Annotated in this window: 15 protein-coding genes, 1 pseudogene and 1 riboswitch; all 16 genes and pseudogenes read right to left on the bottom strand. The window is 48.8% G+C overall.

The window, feature by feature from the left end; all coding sequences use genetic code 11:
- Positions 1-59: 59 nt before the first annotated feature.
- Positions 60-1,178, bottom strand: coding sequence for an alanine dehydrogenase (gene ald / locus B3N34_RS06150; RefSeq protein WP_091459720.1), 1,119 nt, complete (start codon positions 1,176-1,178; stop codon positions 60-62).
- A 68-nt stretch (positions 1,179-1,246) separates the two neighbouring features.
- On the bottom strand, positions 1,247-2,362 hold the full coding sequence (gene alr, locus B3N34_RS06155; RefSeq protein WP_286975834.1) for an alanine racemase: 1,116 nt from the start codon (positions 2,360-2,362) through the stop codon (positions 1,247-1,249).
- A gap of 62 nt (positions 2,363-2,424) precedes the next feature.
- Entirely contained in the window at positions 2,425-3,801 is a 1,377-nt protein-coding gene (locus B3N34_RS06160; RefSeq protein WP_286975837.1) for an alanine/glycine:cation symporter family protein, read from the bottom strand.
- Positions 3,802-4,149: 348 nt separating this feature from the next.
- Positions 4,150-5,307, bottom strand: coding sequence for a glycine/sarcosine/betaine reductase complex component C subunit alpha (gene grdD / locus B3N34_RS06165; protein WP_286975838.1), 1,158 nt, complete (start codon positions 5,305-5,307; stop codon positions 4,150-4,152).
- A gap of 20 nt (positions 5,308-5,327) precedes the next feature.
- Positions 5,328-6,808: pseudogene (grdC, locus tag B3N34_RS06170) on the bottom strand (glycine/sarcosine/betaine reductase complex component C subunit beta).
- Between the two features lie 96 nt (positions 6,809-6,904).
- A complete protein-coding gene (grdB, locus tag B3N34_RS06175; protein WP_286975840.1) occupies positions 6,905-8,212 on the bottom strand; it encodes a glycine reductase complex selenoprotein B in 1,308 nt (435 codons plus the stop codon).
- 31 nt (positions 8,213-8,243) lie between these two features.
- Positions 8,244-8,726: a glycine/sarcosine/betaine reductase complex selenoprotein A gene (gene grdA, locus B3N34_RS06180; RefSeq protein ID WP_213697266.1), complete on the bottom strand. Its 483-nt coding sequence runs from the start codon at positions 8,724-8,726 to the stop codon at positions 8,244-8,246.
- A 27-nt stretch (positions 8,727-8,753) separates the two neighbouring features.
- Positions 8,754-10,043, bottom strand: coding sequence for a glycine/sarcosine/betaine reductase component B subunit (locus tag B3N34_RS06185; protein ID WP_213697265.1), 1,290 nt, complete (start codon positions 10,041-10,043; stop codon positions 8,754-8,756).
- A gap of 39 nt (positions 10,044-10,082) precedes the next feature.
- Positions 10,083-10,403: a thioredoxin family protein gene (locus B3N34_RS06190; protein WP_091459711.1), complete on the bottom strand. Its 321-nt coding sequence runs from the start codon at positions 10,401-10,403 to the stop codon at positions 10,083-10,085.
- A 2-nt stretch (positions 10,404-10,405) separates the two neighbouring features.
- Complete coding sequence (locus B3N34_RS06195) at positions 10,406-10,804, bottom strand: GrdX family protein (protein ID WP_286975845.1); 399 nt, start codon at positions 10,802-10,804, stop codon at positions 10,406-10,408.
- 120 nt (positions 10,805-10,924) lie between these two features.
- A riboswitch (glycine riboswitch) is annotated at positions 10,925-11,026 on the bottom strand.
- 78 nt (positions 11,027-11,104) lie between these two features.
- Positions 11,105-12,082, bottom strand: a complete 978-nt coding sequence (hypE, locus tag B3N34_RS06200) for a hydrogenase expression/formation protein HypE (RefSeq protein ID WP_286975847.1) — start codon at positions 12,080-12,082, stop codon at positions 11,105-11,107.
- Positions 12,083-12,084: 2 nt separating this feature from the next.
- Positions 12,085-13,152, bottom strand: a complete 1,068-nt coding sequence (hypD, locus tag B3N34_RS06205) for a hydrogenase formation protein HypD (RefSeq protein WP_286975848.1) — start codon at positions 13,150-13,152, stop codon at positions 12,085-12,087.
- The gene (locus tag B3N34_RS06210; protein ID WP_286975849.1) at positions 13,136-13,384 is read right to left on the bottom strand and encodes a HypC/HybG/HupF family hydrogenase formation chaperone; all 249 of its coding nucleotides are present in this window, start codon (positions 13,382-13,384) and stop codon (positions 13,136-13,138) included. The genes hypD and B3N34_RS06210 overlap by 17 nt, the downstream gene beginning before the upstream one ends.
- Positions 13,385-13,487: 103 nt before the next feature.
- Positions 13,488-14,279 carry a TIGR00282 family metallophosphoesterase gene (locus B3N34_RS06215; RefSeq protein ID WP_286975852.1) on the bottom strand — a complete coding sequence of 264 codons (792 nt, stop codon included), beginning with the start codon at positions 14,277-14,279 and terminating at the stop codon, positions 13,488-13,490.
- A gap of 8 nt (positions 14,280-14,287) precedes the next feature.
- Positions 14,288-15,826, bottom strand: coding sequence for a ribonuclease Y (gene rny, locus B3N34_RS06220; protein WP_213697445.1), 1,539 nt, complete (start codon positions 15,824-15,826; stop codon positions 14,288-14,290).
- A 369-nt stretch (positions 15,827-16,195) separates the two neighbouring features.
- A complete protein-coding gene (locus B3N34_RS06225; protein ID WP_286975855.1) occupies positions 16,196-17,689 on the bottom strand; it encodes a sodium-dependent transporter in 1,494 nt (497 codons plus the stop codon).
- Positions 17,690-17,847 lie beyond the last annotated feature (158 nt).

Consider the following 17,847-nt stretch of genomic DNA (forward strand, 5'->3'; position numbering starts at 1 on the left):
ATAAAGCGGAAGTTTTCGACTTCCGCTTTATTTATAGATCAGATTTTAAAGAAATTTTTTTAAAGTACTTCTTCGGTAGGTTTGTACAGATCTTCCATCCCAAAGGCCTCTGCCACAGGCTTGTAGGTTATGATGCCCTTATACATGTTCAATCCCTTGAGAAGGGCATTGTTTTCCCTGCAGGCACGCTCAGGTCCTTTGTTTGCAAGCTGTAAACCATATCGTATCGTGCTGTTGTTGAGGGCATATGTCGCGGTTCTGGCATAGGCGCCCGGCATGTTCGCGACACAATAGTGCACGACACCATCGACAACATAAACCGGGTCCGAATGCGTGGTTGGTTTTGACGTTTCGGTGCATCCCCCTTGGTCGATGGCAACATCGACGATCACAGAACCAGGTTTCATGATTTTAAGGTGCTCCCTGCGAACCAGTTTGGGCGCCTTGGCGCCGGGTATCAAAACGGCACCCACGACTATATCCGCCTCTTTTAAGCCGGCTTCCAAGGTGTGGCTGTCACTGAATACGGGAAAAACATTAGGGGGCATAATCTGCGTCAAATGTTCGAGAACGTTCGGGTTTACGTCAAGTATGGTTACCCTTGCTCCCAGTCCTGCTCCAACTCTGGCTGCATTGCTACCCACGCTGCCACCACCGATCACTAATATGTTTGCCGGAGCAACGCCAGGAACCCCCGTAGGAAGCAGCCCCATGCCCCCGTGAGGCTTGCCAAGATAATATGCGCCCATAAGACAGGCCATGCGACCGGCAATCGTGCTCATTGGCTTCAACAGGGGCAGCGATCCGTCGGCTTCCTGAACCGTTTCATAAGCAACAGCAACTATCTTCTTTTTGAGACAGGCTTTGGTAAGCTCTTCATCAGCTGCAAAATGAAAATATGTATAGATCAACTGATTCTCCTGCATAAGATCGTATTCCTGAGGAAGCGGCTCTTTGACTTTTACGATCATATCAGAGGCAGCCCAAACCTCTTTGGCCGAATCCAGTATCTTGGCTCCTGCAGCTTTGTACTCCTCGTCTGTTATGCTGGATCCAATGCCGGCACCCCTTTCGACTAACACCTCATGTCCGGCATCTACATATGCTTTGACCGCCGCAGGAATGAGCCCTACCCTAAATTCGTTGTCCTTTACCTCCTTTGGGCAACCTATCCTCATCTATACATGCCTCCCTTAAATTGAGATAATTAAAACTAGCACTTTAATATTCATTATACTATATTTTCTCACAAATATACACGTGGTACTCTTGGCGTAAAGAGATTTGGGACCTCATAATTTATCGTGCCAATTATTTTGGCTATCTCTTCGGGCGTTACCACTTCATCTCCCTGAGCCCCTATAAGAACCGCTTCGTCTTTCACCTTAACATCGGGGATATGGGTAACGTTTACCATCATTTGGTCCATGCATATATTTCCTACGATGGGAGCGCGTATTCCCTTGATCAAAACGGATGCCCTCATGGAAAGGACGCGAGGGTAGCCGTCATGATACCCTACTGGTAAAACGGCTATCTTTTCTTCGCCTCTGGTCATGTATCGCAGTCCGTAACCGACTCCGCTTCCGAGAGGCAGCGTTCTAAGGGCAGCTACTTCTGTCTTTATTTGAAAAACTTTTTTCAGGTCAAAGGGCTTTCTGCAGCTATCTGATGGCCACATGCCATAGAGGATCAACCCCGGCCTAACTGCATCAAGGTGATATTCCGGAAGATTTAAGATGCCGGCGCTATTGCATACATGACGTAATCTAACTTTTATACCGAAATCGGCAAGTATATCCAGCGCTTTCATAAATCTCCGAAACTGCCAACGGCTATATTCCAGGTTGGACTCATCGGCAGTGGCAAAGTGGGTAAAAACACCCTCTATATCAATACAGGACAGCCCCTTTAACTTTGGCAAAATATGAGGCAGCTCTTCAGGCAAAAAACCAATTCTTCCCATGCCAGTGTCTATCTTGACGTGAAGTTGGGCCACTTTACCCTTTTCCTCTGCAACCCGACTTGCGGCACATGCAAAATCCATATCTGTCAGCGCCGCCGCAACATCGTGGTCGACGTAGTAGCCCGCCGCTTCAATGGGCGAAGGTCCTAGCACCAAAAGGGGCTCTTCTATTCCGGCTTCTCTCAAAGCTACCGCTTCGTCAGGCGTAGCAACGGCAAATCTCTGACATCCCGCTTCTTCCAGGGCTTTGGCAATAGGGACTATGCCCATTCCGTACCCATTGGCCTTAACTACTGACATTACCTGGACGCGGGGGCCGACAAAACTTTTTATCTTATCGAAGTTATGGCGCAAATTTTCGAGGTACACTTCGTACCTTGTTGGCCTTAAATTCAACGGGAAACACCTCCCATAATTCAAGGAGGAGGGATACACCCCTCCTCCTTTACGCCAAAGACTTACATCAATTCTCCCCTAGCCCTTTTAGCATCAAAATCCTTGACCAGACGGCGAACCTCTCCCGATACCCACCACAGAGCGATGAGGTTGGGTATGGCCATTAAACCATTTAGCGTATCGGCAAAGTCCCATATGTTCCGCAAAAACTCACTTCCACCCCAAGCACCAAGAATGATACAGATGATCCAAAGTGCCTTATAGTAGGGAATCACCTTTATTCCCAGTATATAGGTCGCACCGGTCTCACCGTACCAGTACCATGCAAGCACAGTCGAGTAAGCAAAAAGGGCGAGGGAAATAGACACAAATATTACACCTGTATTGCCCCAAACGGTACTAAAAGCAGTTAAAGTCAATTGAGAGCCCGTAAGTTCCGGTCGACCAGTGAGGGTTCCGGTTGCAATAATGCCTATAACGGTTATTGTGCATATAATTATAGTATCCAAAAATACTTCAAAAATACCCATGGTGCCCTGGCGAACGGGATGATCCGTTATGGCCGTGCAGTGAACCATTGGAGCCGAACCAAGGCCTGCTTCGTTTGAAAAAATGCCTCTAGCGGTACCTTTCACCAGCGCTTGCCTTAGCGACCATCCGGCCACAGCCCCGGGCATTGCCATAGGATCATGAAAGGCGTAATAGAATACTGATCCAAAAGCAGCAGGGAGCTTATCAATGTTCGTTATTAACAATACCATGCCACCAACAAAATACAACAATGACATAAAAGGAATTAGAATGGTTGTTGCATTAGCTATGCTTTTTAAGCCACCTATGACAACCAGGGCCGTCAAAAAGGCAAGCGCTATCCCAGTATATATATGAGGCACGCCAAAGCCTAAATTTACTGCCTCAGCAGTAGAGTTGGCCTGTGTCATGTTACCAATTCCGAAGGCTGCCAATGCCGCAAATAGGGCAAATAGCCATGCCAGCCACTTCTGACCCGTAGCCGCTCTCAAAACGTACATTGTTCCTCCGCGCCAATTGCCCGCTTCATCCTTTTCCCTAAAGCGAGTTGCTAAAGTAATCTCGACCATTTTAGTTGTCATTCCAAATAATGCGCTTACCCACATCCAAAAAGCTGCACCTGGCCCACCTAAATGGATGGCCGTTGCAGCTCCCGCAATGTTCCCAGATCCAACAGTCCCCGCAAGAGCTGTAGCCAAGGCTGCAAAGGGAGATATAGTGCCTTCTGCACCATAGCCCTTGCGTGCGTTCTTTGCAAATACATTCTTAAACGAGAGGGCAAAGTAACGTATCTGTGGTAAACCCAATATAATAGTCAAATAAACACCGGTACCAACCAAGAAAACACACATCCACGGACCCCATACTATCCCGTTTACCACACCGTTAATTTTCAACAAAAGATCCATGCTCTCACTGTCCCTCCTCAAAAATATGATTAAAAGACAAAAACGAAAGCATACCCATGCCTTTTCCCGATAGACATCACCTCCTATCGAATTAAATAATATTTTACTGCTTTTGCAATATCAATTAACCTTTCATTTAACTAACGAAGAAGAGTGTAATTGTGTCATACTGTAGGCTTTATATGTTGACGTTGCAATATGGGATATGAAGATGAAACATTGCGAAATTTTTTGTAATTACCAATATTATACTACTCCTTTAAGTTAGAGAAAACAAAAAAGCGCTCTTCGGATTGCGAAGAACGCTTTTTGTTTTAACCTAAAGCGACAACTTTGTTTCTATCGCGATTAAATGTAGCCGCCCTCGGCCAAAACTTCCTTAGCCTTGTCGAGAAAGCGTGAAGGAACTTTTACGACTGGGCCAGTGCATCCCATGGCCGATTCGGCATATATTCCTGACGCCCAAAGAGTTTTTACCGCATCTTCTATCGTCAAAACATCTATACCGTGGATTTCTTCGTCTGTCGGCTCCGGTTTGGGCGGCTCCACCTCCGATTTCCCGCCCTCCCCCTTGCTTTCCAGCTGGGCGAGAATGCTTTCAAGGCCTGCATTTCTAGCCCTCTCAAGTTCACTCCTCACAAGCGACGGCAGGCCAGCTAAGGACACTTCAGCCGTAAAGTAGATGGCATTTGCGATAACGTGAGCCCCGGAAGCCCTGGAAATGATGGAGACGACATAGCCCCACCCCTCTCCCACGGACGGCCCGTACCCCCAACCTAAAGCTTCGTAATTCCCGCCCGTGTTGTAGGCGCTAAATATCTTGACCAGGACATTCCCCGTCAATGTATCGGTAACGCATACATCCACGGAACCGGCTATCAAATCGTTCCCTCTTAAAATAGGCCCTCCGTCACTCCTTACGCTGTTTCCAAAGGTAATATCGTAACCGCCCTCCGCCAATTTCCTGAGAGATCTGTAAACCATTTGCGCCCCATCCACGTTTAAAATGCCAACTTTCGGCTTCTTGATTCCCCTGGCTTTGGCAACTGCTATGCCATATACTGCATTCAACACCATGGCTTCGACTCTATTAGCGGAAGAAGTCCCCGTAGAAGTGGATATTATGAGGGGCTTCCCCTTGGCAGGCGCGTGTATCATTCCAACGGTAGCGACGCCCAAAGGGAAAGGATAATGGAGGGCAACGGCGCCTTTTATGCTACCTTCTTTCAAAGCCTTTTCCATTGCATTTTGGATGTCGGCCTCGCAATCGTCGGTCTCAATCCATTCGAGATCGTCGAAACCTTTGACACGAGGGCCTATCATAACCACTTTTATAAAAGGATATTGTTGCTGGGCAAGCCTGCCTCCCAAAGCCATCTCTTCGGAACCAAGCTCGCTTCCGCTGCTCATCAGGCCGATAGGCACAAACTTGCCTCCGCCTTTGGCCGCATCTACAATTTCAATCAATGCTTCGCCGATTAACTTTTTCAAATTGACATCACTCACAACATTTCACCTCTTAAGCCTTACTCTTTGGCAGAACCTTTAAGCGAACCGGCGAGATCGGCAAGCACTTCCAAAATGATCTCCTTTATCGCTTCTTTGCTTACGGTCTTTTCCTCACCGGCAAGAGGCGAAGGCGATTCTATGATAAAGGAAGCTCCATCAGATAGGTTCGTCAAACGTGCCAAAAAGAGGCTTCCCTTTCCTATTATCATCGACCTCTTCATCGTTCCCTTCTTTATCTTCTCACAAGCATGCCCTATAAAAGGCACGCCGGAGGGTACATGTCCTTGCGTTGGTGCAAAGCCGGGCATTCCGCGTTCCTTTATAAAATCAGCCATATCGGCTCTTTCGAGCTCCTTCTTCATTACGGCAAGGGCTGCGATCATCTTGAAGTTGGCCTCGGGGACATTCCCCGCTCCTGCCGGCAGCGTTATCTCGGGGTTTTGCAGCTCTGCCGCATATTTATCCACATCGGCAATGCCAAGCCCGATCCGCTTTAACGGCTCGTAAACAAGAGCCTCGGTTATGGCTTGGGGAGAGGCCCCGGCCCCCACGGAATGTTTCCCGATTGCATCGAGCCTTATTACGGGAGAGATCCCATCTTCGGGAGTGAGCAATACTGCAAAATTACCCAAGACATCCTCCAGTGCCGGGATATTTTTTTTCACATGATCCCGTGCGTTCATATAAAGCTTCGGAATGGCTCCTCCGGCTAATACCACTACGTTTTTCCTGATACCGGATGCCACCTGTCCCGCTGCGTTGATAAGAGCGTAGGCAGGCCCGGCGCAAAAGCCCCTTACGTCACACCCGCTTGCATTTATACAGCCGGCAATTTCACCTACTGATTTGGCGAAATTGCCCCCTCCCCTCTGGTTCATGTCTCCCGCAGCTTCTTCGGAACACTCTATGATGAAATCGACTTCTTCAGGTTTCATGCCCGCACGTTTCAGTAGATGAAGCAAAGCCAATACTCCCCCGGCTTTGCAGGCTATGTTCTCGAGCAGTACATAGGAGGACAGACATTCGTCAAATTCATGGGCTTTTCTACAGCAACCAACTGTTTTGCCATCGTAATATAACGGTAACGCCTCATTCTCTCTTATTTCCCTCTCTATTTCATCAATGGGATGACCCTTTTCCAGACGCTGTAAAATGTTAGGGTTTATCAAGGGGTGGCTTTGAAGCTTTTCCTTGACCTTTCCCGAAAAGGTTTCCTCAAGCCAGATGATGTCGAAGACGTCGNNCCCCTCATCGGATTTTGATGCCACGGAACAGGCTGAGCCTCCAGGTCCTCCGGATCAATCCCTCCGATGAAGGCTTGGTTTGGGGCGTAACTTACTGCCTCTTCAAAGGGACGCATCGATTTTGACAGGGAAAGCAGAAACTCCGATTCTCCTTTGGCCTTCCTTTCCCAAAAGGGGGTATTGCCATAGTGATAGGCAAGTTCGGGGGTGTGGTTCAAGCAATAGGCATATTCTTTTATAGCAACCTTTCGCATGTAATCATGCACGCTCCTTATGTCCGAAATTACCGCCAATTTAATTGATCAAGGGGCCAAAAGAAAGGTCCCATTGGCCCCTTGATCGGAGAGAAGTTAATCGTCAAAAACGGTCTGTTCCTTGATATCTGCCTGTAAGGCCTTTAATGCTTTGTTTAAAAGGCGGCGTCTTATTGCCCTTTCTTCTTCTGGCGACTTTGTCGGATCGCCAAGGGGGTGAGGAATTGCAACGGCCGGAACTATTCTGTTCGCTCCGACGGTCTGTGATATGGGAACTATAGTACATATATGCACGGTGGGTAAACCCGCTCTCTCCAATTCCTTTACCATCGTTGCACCGCAACGAGTACAGGTTCCTCAGGTGGACGTGAGGATGACGCCATCTACGTTATCGTTTTTCAACCTCTTGGCAATCTCCTCTCCAAAACTCTTGGCATAGGCTACGGGAGTTCCGTTGCCCACAGTCGCGTAATATTTATCGTGAAGCGAGCCAAAGGAGCCCTCCCTTTCCAGTTCTCTTGCCACATCCACGGGCAACACCCTATCGGGATCATCGTTTGCATAGGTAGGATCATAACCTCCGTGAGCCGTCTCGTGCGTTTCCGATGTGAGGTCCTGCAAGCCCGCTAAGCTATATTCCCCGAACTTGGTAGCGCTTGAAGCTTCTATCCTGTTGGGGTTGCCCTTGGGAACTATGCCTCCTGAAGTAACAAAGGCAATTTTGGCTTTCTTTATGTCTTTTATAGCAGGAGCGGGCGGCACACGATCGAATGATGGCATGGGATATTCTGAGACAAACTCCTCGCCGCGAAGCTTTTTCACGAGCATATCGACTGCCCTCTCGGCTCCAATTCGATCTCTGAATACGTTTACCCTGACGCCTCGCTCTATGTAGCCCTCTTCTTTAGGGCTCCCAATAACTTCCCCCTTCAATTGCTTCAAAACGAGGCGGGCCATTTTAGGTATGGCATCGCGCATTCCTCTGGCGCTATCTGCCGCTTCGATTATGTAAATGCCCTTTTTGTAAATCTCGACAGCGGGATTTTCCCGATACATGGCAGTAACGACCGGTATGCCAAGCCTTTTACCGACGGCATCGCATATGGCGCCACAGGCCATGCCATATCGTCCCGCGTTAAAAGCCGGCCCCGCAACGAGGGCATCGGGTTTGTATTCCTTGAGCATCTCGATAATTTTGTTTATAGCCTCATCCATATGTTCGGCGAAATAGCCATCACCGCAAATTACCGTCGCCACTATAGTAGCCTCTTTTTCAAAGGCTGCCTCCAGGGCCTGCCCAGGGCCTACCACGCCATCGCGAAGCTCCGGCGGATAATCCGCCCTTTCCTCGCCACCTATGCCAGCGAAAAATTGATTTATATAGTGCACTACCCTATAAGCCACAAATAATCCCTCCCCATCTCTCGTCGCAACCCTAGAGAGTATACTTGCTGCATTGCTCTCGCATTTTAGCTACCGCTTGAGATAGGGCCTCAGGATCCAAAACCATCTCCATCATTCCCATTTGCTCTTCCCAAACAGCGGGATCCACTTCCTCTTTTATCTCCGGTTCAAACATGTGATAAACTGCGAGTCCCAACGGGACTCCTGCCAATGGACCTGCGTAAGTCGGATCTCCGTTTGCAACGGTTTCGGCGTAAATTTCTGCGCCCTCTGCATCGGAGCTGCCCAGTATTACTACGACGTTTTCAGCACCGAATTTCTCGGCTGCGTCCTTGACGCGCTGTTGATTCTGCAGGTCCATGGCTCCCGCGGCCGTTCAGACGAAGCATTCGGTCACGGAAAACACTATATCGGCTCCGCTGTCCTTTAAACAGGCCTCCATCACGGGACCGGGAATTCCATCCCGTTCGCCAAGGAGTATCAGCTTTTTACCGACCAATTTCCCCTTTGCCATGGGTTAACACCTCCTGTTTTTTATTATTTATCTGGTTTCAGCAGAAAAACAGGTGAAGCCAAGCTCGTTGGTGGCACCCGTTATTGCCTGCAACTCAACTTCGATGGAACCATCTTCCTTTAAGCTTCCGGAAAAACCTCCCGCTATGACATTGGCTGATTCGGAAAAACCTATCAGTTTTTCCATAGGTGGCAATTGGACCGTCGGGTTTGCGTTTCCGGCGCTTACGACAGCGTTCGCTTCAGGGGCCGCGTCGGCGAGGGATTGGCTGGCTCCGTCCCTTCCGGCATATTCGTCGGTAATGAGCACCGTCTTTATACCCGCACGCTCCGCCTTTCTGCAGTTCATAATCAAGTCCGTATCGGGATTTCCAAAACCTTCTTCCGTAATTATCAACCCGTCAACTCCAAGCATCTTGGCAAGCTTGACCGCATAGGAAGAGCTTCTCTTCTTATCTTCGAGCGTCACGTTCTCGTTGGTAATTATGCAACCTACGAAATCAATGTCTCTGCCATGCCTCTTGTAGAGGGCTTCTATTACAGGATTATTTTGATGGACATAGGTACTGTTCTTATCGCAGGCGGATACGCAGTTGCCCGACACGATAGCCCCATCGAAGACCTCATTAGGATGAATTAGCGTTGGAAGTATCCTCTTTGCGTCGACTCCATATACGTAGGTATCGTGAAGAAGACCCTGGGACTGCAACATGTAAAGATATGCTACCCTAGGCAAACCCTCGAGCTCCTTGGGCCTTTTCGTTATCTCCCCTAATTCGTAAAGCGATACTTCGTCGGGCGACGTTCCCTTCGCATTCACCGCCAAAAAGTGCGCGACCTTGAGTCCGGCCACGCGACATGCCGCCTCATAATCGTGCCTTTCAATACCTTCCTTGGGCGTAAAGACCAAGACCACGTTGTTGGTCTTGGAGAAGGGCGTGTAATCGGCACCGGGGCCCGACATATCTATAATCCCTTCCTGGAAACCGACTATCTTGCCACAGGTCACAACTGCCGCACCTGACAACACTAATGTCTTGCCCCTTCCTACATTACCCTCGACATCGCCGATGAAACCCGGAAAGACGTCGCCTTCGCCCTCGATCTTGCACCTGGGCTCTATCACGTCTTTGACCGGGACAATGCGAACCCTTTCTCCTGGACGAGCTAAATCCACCTCTACGGACTCAAAGCGATCATCCTCTAGCAGCATATCTGTAATTTCTTCGCGGTTGATGTAAAGGACGTTATTTTCGACCTCGGTGGCATCGCCCCATTGCACATCCTCGATCTTAACTTTATGCAATTCCAACCTCACCAACAGACACCCCCTTCTTTCTGCGCCTAAAACGAAATGCTACTGCAATAACTTTTCCATTCGCTCCTTAATAGCTTCTATAGTGACCTCTTCTCCGCTTATCCTGTCCTTTAACTCCCCTCCTTTATAGAAAAGAAAGGTAGGAACTCCCATGACCTTTAAACTGATCACCAAGCGACGATTTTCAGCTACGTTTAGTTTACAGAACTTTACTTTGCCTTCATATTGAGAGGAAAGCTCCTCTACCTGAGGCATCAGGGCAAGACAAGGTCCGCATTTGGGCCCCCAAAGATCCACCACGACGGGAAGATCGCTTTGTAAAACTTCGCTTTCAAAATTATCCTTGTTCAATTCGATCAATTTCAGTGCACCTCCCGATTTGATAAGATTCCATATTGATAAAACACCGGCATCATGAGCTGTTCGTCGAGGAACTGCATATCCTCTATCGAACTTGGATCCAAATCGATATGATTACGATCTGCCCTTTCGTAAATTTCGAGGGCTCTTTCAATTAAATTGAGAGATTCCTGATCGACGAAATCATCGTCAGATGTGAAACTGGCCAGAAGCACAGTTAAATAAAGCCTTTTCTCCGGAGGGATATTTCCCGTCAGAGGATGGGAGATAAGCCTATATCCGTCATGGACCTTATCGCGCAACATCGCCAACACATCTAAAGGACAGCCTTCTAGATATACGCATCCTGCGATGTGCTTCAGTCGAGGATTGTTCGTTACAACTTCATAAAAAAAGGACATGCGCCAAATCCCCCCTCGGTCCATTTGGCCCCTGTCCTCTTCACCCCCCAGGGATTCACCATAAGCAATCATATGGCTTGCCCTTTTGGTAGATCTCTAAAGAAATCTTTTCCAGGGTTCCGTCACACCGCAATCCTTTTGCCTGAGAGATTGGGGCATCGCTGCCCTTGCACCTTCGGCTTCTCGCCTTCCTTTAAGCGAGATATCTCTTGCGGCGCTCATCCGGGTATTCTTACATACTTTATTTTATATATATCATTTCACAAAGTCAAGGCCGAATATCTCAAACATATTTCCAGCCTAACATATTCTGGGAACTATCTCTCCCAAGGGCATGTCGACGACGCGCATGCCGCCGATGCTGGTCTTAAGTCCGACAATTCCGGCATGTTCATCAGTGACCTTGCCTATAACAGCGCAGAGGGGTGCCTTCTCTTTCAAAGAAGAAAGGACTTCATGCAGGCAGTCGGGATCCAAGGCGATGACAGCTGTCCCTTCGCAGGCAAGGTGCAACACGTCAAAACCCAAGACGTCGGCTAGGGAGATTACCTGCCGGGTCAGTGGGATGAGATCTTCATCAATTTCAATGCCCAAGGAGGCACCCTCGGCCCATTCGCACAGGACCGTTCCCAAACCGCCTCGCGTACAATCTCTTGCGCACTTTACGCCCGGTATCTTCGTCAGGGGTTCCATTAAAGGCCACAGAGGCGCGCAGTCGCTTTCCAATTCATCCACATCAAGGCCGTAGCGGAGCGCGGCTATCAGAGCACCATGTTGTCCGATAGGACCGGTGGCGATGATGACATCTCCCGGAGAAAGCTCATTGACACCCCAGGGACGATCCGTCACGGATTGACCCAGGGCACAGCAGGTTATATAAATGCCGTCAGCCTGTCCTTTGGGCAGCACCTTGGTATCACCGGCGATGAACTTGACATCCAATTCCTTGCTGACACGATAGGCGCTATCGACGGCTCTAAAGAGTTCGTCCTTCGGCAATCCCTCTTCTATCAAGAAACTTACTGCAACATAATTTGGCTTTACCCCTCTGACGGCTAAATCGTTAGTACTTCCGCAGATAGCGAGTTTCCCAATATCTCCTCCCGGAAAAAACCGAGGGCTTACAGTAAAACCGTCAATCGTTACGCCTATACCGTTTTCAATTAAAGCACAATCTTCCAAATCATTAACGCTTTGATCCCGATATATTTCGAGGATCTCCTTGATAAGCTCTTGGGTGGGCCTGCCACCGCTTCCGTGTTTTATTTCGATGAACATCGCTACATCACCCTATAATCGTACTTATAACATGCTGCACAGCTTCCCTCGCTCGATACCATACAGGGACCAACAGGGGTATCGGGCCTGCATAGCTTAGAGAAAAGGGGGCATTCTTTTGGAGTTATCTTGCCCATCAATACTTCGCCGCACTTGCAACCTTGGGGGAGAGGGACATCCTCGATCTTCAAGTCGAACCTCAAAAGAGCATCAAACCGGGCAAAATCGCCCTTCAACTTCAGTCCCGACCTTTCGATAGGCCCCAAACCACGCCACTTTGAATCGCATTTATCGAATACTTCTTCTATCAACCCTTGAGCTTTTACGTTCCCTTGGGGCCTAACGGCTCTCGCGTACAAGAGGCTGACCTTGAAGTCACTCTCGCTTACCTGGCGGGCCAGCTCAACCAACCCCTCCATTATATCCAAAGGCTCAAAGCCAACTATTGCACAGGCGATATTGAAATCCCTGGGTAAAAATTGGTAAGGTTCTTCTCCCAGCACAACGCTCACGTGTCCCGGAAGCAAAAAGCCGTCAACTTGCAATTCCTCTGACTCAGCAAGTAGTCGTAGAGCGGGAGGGACCAGTTTATGGAATGAAAGGACGGAAAAATTTTGCACACCCCTATTCATCGCCTCAATGACCACAGCTGCAGTGGAAGGAGCGGTGGTTTCAAAGCCAACTCCCAAAAAAACCACCTCCTTAACGGGGTTTTTAAGGGCTAACGACAAGGCTTCATCTGCCGACCTCACGACACGAACATCGGCGCCATGTGCCCTCAAGCTCTGCAGCGAACCCTTCGTGCCAGGAACGCGCAGCATATCGCCGTAGGTAGCGAAGATCAAATCCCCTTTGCCGGCAAGTTTTATTGCGGCATCTATCTCCCCCTGATCCGTCACGCAAACGGGGCAACCCGGACCGGAGACCAGCGAAATGTCGGGCGGCAATAAAGACCTTATGCCGCTCCTATAAATAGCGACCGTGTGAGTACCGCAAACTTCCATAAAAGTCATTGGGCGTTCAGCAAAGAAAGTTAGCGCACGCCGAAGTAATTCAATTTTCTCTTTCACTGCGCCCTTGACTGGCAACTTTCAACACTTCTTTCCATAATTCTTCTAATTCCAGACCATCCCTTTCTTCGCACTTTTCAATGACAAAACCAGCGTGCACCAACACAACGTCCCCTACATTTACCTCATCCACCAGGTCCGTCCTTACTTCCACTCGCAACGACCCAGTGCGGGCGACAGCCCTGCTTGAATCCAAAACCTCCTCTATCCTGTGAGGAATTGCAAGACACATTTTCCTCATGCCTCCCTATATTTTTCATTAAAAAGCGGGACCTTACCAAGGCCCCGCTTTTTCCGTAATTTACGCCACATCGGTATCGCAATAATCGAAGATTCTATTCATTCGGGGTTTCACAGCCTTCTCTCACGCTTATCCTTCGAATGCTCAAGGCTTTCCCACTCGACGCGTCTATATCTATACAAGCACCGTTCAGCCGCAAATCTTCGTTGCATGCCTCAAATCGCGCCGGCATCGCCGTCAAAAACCGACTTATTACCGAATCTTTCTGCATCCCAATGACTCCGGCGTGCCCTCCCGTCATTCCCACGTCGGTTATAAAGGCAGTCCCGCCATCGAGTATCTCTTCGTCAGCCGTGGCAACGTGCGTATGGGTACCCAACAATGCAGATATCCGCCCGTCGAGATAAAGTGCAAGCGCCCTCTTTTCTGAGGTCGCCTCAGCGTGAAAGTCTACCAACACAGGAACTGCGATGTCTTGTAGAATTTCGTCGGCCCTCCTAAAGGGACAATCCACGTCGAACATAAAAGTGCGACCTATCAGATTAAGCACAACCAACCTGCCCGCCTCACCATCCAAAGTCATACACCAGCGTCCGGGGCAACCGGGGGGATAATTGGCAGGACGCAACAACCTGGGCTCCGTGTCCAAAAGGGATACGCCTTCTTTTTTATCCCATATATGATTGCCCGAGGTCATGCAATCGATCCCCACTGCCAACAATTCGTCCAAGATCTTTTGAGTGATGCCGAAACCGCCGGCAGCATTTTCAACGTTAGCAATCACAAAATCGAAAGGGCCATGCTCTTTTCGGACCTTCGGCAAAAACTTCTGAAGGGCCTTACGCCCGGGCCTGCCTACGATATCTCCCACAAACAAGATTCTCATGAGAATTCCTACTTTGCGAGCTCGATTGCTCGTAATTCCTTAATTACCGTTACCTTGATCTGGCCAGGGTACTTCAACTCTTCCTCTATCCTTCGGGCAATATCGTATGCAATTTTGTATATCGCACCGTTATCGCCGGCTTCGGGCGAGACCATTACGCGCACTTCCCTTCCCGCTTGAATGGCATAAGCTTTTTCAACCCCATCGAAGGAAGAAGCTAACTCTTCCAGCTTCTCCAGCCTTCTTATATAGGCCTCTATGCTCTCCCGCCTTGCTCCCGGCCTTGAGGCGCTTATAGCATCGGCAGCCAACACCAAAACGGCATATACGCTTTTTGGCTCCTCATCCTCGTGGTGTGCGGCAATCGCGTTCACTACGACATGCGACTCGCCGTAACGTTTAGCAAGATCAGCTCCTATCAAGGCATGGGAGCCCTCAACCTGGCAATCTATGGCCTTGCCCAGATCATGCAACAATCCAGCCCTTTTCGCAAGCCTCTCATCCAATCCGAGTTCAGATGCCATGACCCCTGCCAAATGTGCCACTTCCAAGCTGTGTGCCAGGGCATTTTGGCCGTAGCTTGATCTATATGCAAGCCTGCCCAAGGTCTTCACTATCTCGGAATGTACTCCCTCTACGTTGACCTCGAGCAACGCGTTTTCGGCTACCTCGAGCATGTGCTCTTCCACTTCCTTGCCCACCTTTTCGACGATTTCCTCTATTCTGGCAGGATGAATCCTACCGTCCAGTATCAACCTCTCCAGAGAAATTCGGGCAATCTCGCGCCTTACCGGATCAAAACAGCTTAACGTTACCGCCTCCGGCGTGTCGTCCACGATCAGGTCAACGCCCGTCAAGCTCTCGAAGGCTCTGATATTCCTTCCTTCCCTGCCTATTATCCTGCCCTTCATATCATCGGAGGGCAAATTAACGACGCTTACCGTGATTTCCGATGTATGATCGACGGAACAACGCTGAATCGCCGTAGTTATAATTTCTCGGGCCTTCCTGTCGGCCTCGCGTTTAAAGGTCTCTTCCAGCTCTTTTAATTTCAAACCGATAGAACAGGATGCTTCCTCTTCCACCTCTTTGAGGAGAAGTTCTTTGGCCTCTTCTCTGGAAAGTCCCGCTATTTCTTCCAGTTTATGCACCTGTTCATGTAAAAGCACTTCGGCTTCAGCCTTTGCCCTTTCGGCCTCTGCCAGTTTTGCCTTTAATTCCTCTTCCTTCCTGGTCAAACCCTCGAGCTTTCTGTCGAGAGTTTCCTCTCTTTGCTCGATCCTTCTTTCGGCTCTTTGAAGTTCGCTTCGCCGCTCTCTGATCTCTCTTTCTACCTCATGTCGAATCTTAAGCGCTTCTTCTCTGGCCTCGGCAAGGATCTCTCTCTTCTTCGTCTCGGCCTCTCTTTTTGCTTCATCCAAAATTTGGTCAACAATTTTCTTAGTGCTTAAAACCTTTTTCTCATCATGAAATTTTCGAACGTAATAGCCGACGGCAACTCCCGCCGCGCCGACTAATACGATCGATGCGATCACAACAAATCCCATTTAAAGATCACCCCTCATTCAATTGTCAAGGTACAAGACAAATTAGCATCTTCTTCGAGTCAGTTTTACTTAAAGCACAGGAAGTATATCCTGCGCATTATTTTACAGAATGTCTCATAATACCACAAGGGCGATCCCAAAAAATCCCCATACAACAAAAAGTCGGGAAAGAAAATTCTTTCCCGACTCCCGATGAGATTTATCTTTTTATGAGGGATGGAAGAAAGTATGTAAATCTTTTCTTAATCCTCCCATCCTCCTCCTCCCTTGCCCATTCTGCTGAAGCAAAAGATCAATCCACCTATAAGAACAACTGCCATGAACACCGTCGTTCCGATAGCAGCACTCGTCATCTTACCTCCCTCCTCTTCATTCCGTCTTGGATTTCATGCTCTGCAATACGAAGCTAGCCACAAGCACTATCACCATAAGGATCCATATGAAGTTAGACCAACTGCCGTATCCGCCGTAAGGTTCCTTGAGGTCCTGCATAAAGCCCCCGTAAACGACAACGAAAAAGAGGCCTGCCGGGACTACTACCTTAATAAGAAAGTCCAGCCAGGGACCAACCTTGATGTCAGAGGTAGCGTTTACGTGTTCTCGGAGCTTATCGGCTCCGAATACCCAACCGACGACCAGGGAAGCTATGGCACCGCCTATCAGCAGCGTGTAGAAAGCAACGGTCCTGTCGACGATGTCAAGCCAGTAAAGGCCGCCCTGGGTACAATAAATGAGCCCCACCAAAAATCCAACGATACAACCCCAAAAAGCTACCTTCTTTCTCTGCCAGCCAAACTTGTCGATCATGGGAATTATATATCCGGCGTAGGCGAGATAGTAGGCCGAACTTAGGCCGATGATCCAGAACATGAGAAAGAACAGAACTCCAGTGAGGCGATTCAAAGCAGGCATCAGGGATATGCCTACCGGATAGGTCACGAAGGCAAGCCCTATTCCGGCAATAGTGACATCCTGGAGGGATACGCCAAGAGCTTGCATGATATAGCCTACGGTGCTGAAGACGGCAAAGCCTGCCAGAAAGGCAAAGCCGCTGTCGCAAAATGCGGTGATCATTGTATTGTTCGTAATATCTCCCTTCCTTGCGATGAAACGTCCATAGGCGTACATTCCCGCCATTCCAACAGAAAGTGAGAAGGCTATTTGGCTAAAAGCAGCAAACCACACACCGGCACCTTTCAATACAGACCAATCGATGTCAAGGTAGTAATTTAGTCCATCAACCGCACCGGGTAAGGTCAAGCTTCTGATCAATATAGCTATGATCAAAACCCAGGCCAGAACCATGACTACCTCCGATACTTTTCCAACGATCTCGGCCCCCCGGTATATTACGAAATAAATTATGATCCAGGTGAAGGCCAAAGCTCCGACGATTGGCCACTGCAAGCCGCCCAGCTCTCCCGGGCTCTCGGAAAGATTGAGCACTGTTTTGAAGAAATAATCCCCAGCCTGATGAGCACCGGCTTCTCCGGCACCCCAAGCCAAAGTCATCGAACTAAACATGTAAATTATGGTCCAAGCCATGATGACACAATAATAAGTATCGATCAAAAAGGCCGATATGCTTGGAAACCACCCAACCCATTCCCATTTTTTACCGATGCTGCGAAACACCCCTGGAGCTCCCTTTTGGAAGTAATGCCCCATCCCAAACTCGGTAAGAAGCCAGGGAATTCCGATGGCAAAAAGACCAATTATGTAAGCTACCAGAAAGGCAGCTCCTCCGTATTCGTAACACATATAGGGGAAACGCCAGACGTTACCCAAACCGATCGCAGATCCTATCGCAGCAAAAATCATATGACGCCGCTTTAAAAACTTTTCTCTGCCGGCTTCAGCCATCTTCCTCTCCTCCTTTTTCTTTTTAATAATAGTAAAATGTCCTAAAAAGATCAAAAACATTTCAGCATCTTTACGCGCCCTCCACCACCTCTCTCGTTAACCGAAGAACTGGATGTAGCCCATAACCAATATAACGGCAATTATAACAGGCAAAACGT

The organism is Acetomicrobium sp. UBA5826 (genome assembly GCF_002433005.1).
Lineage (GTDB): Bacteria > Synergistota > Synergistia > Synergistales > Acetomicrobiaceae > Acetomicrobium.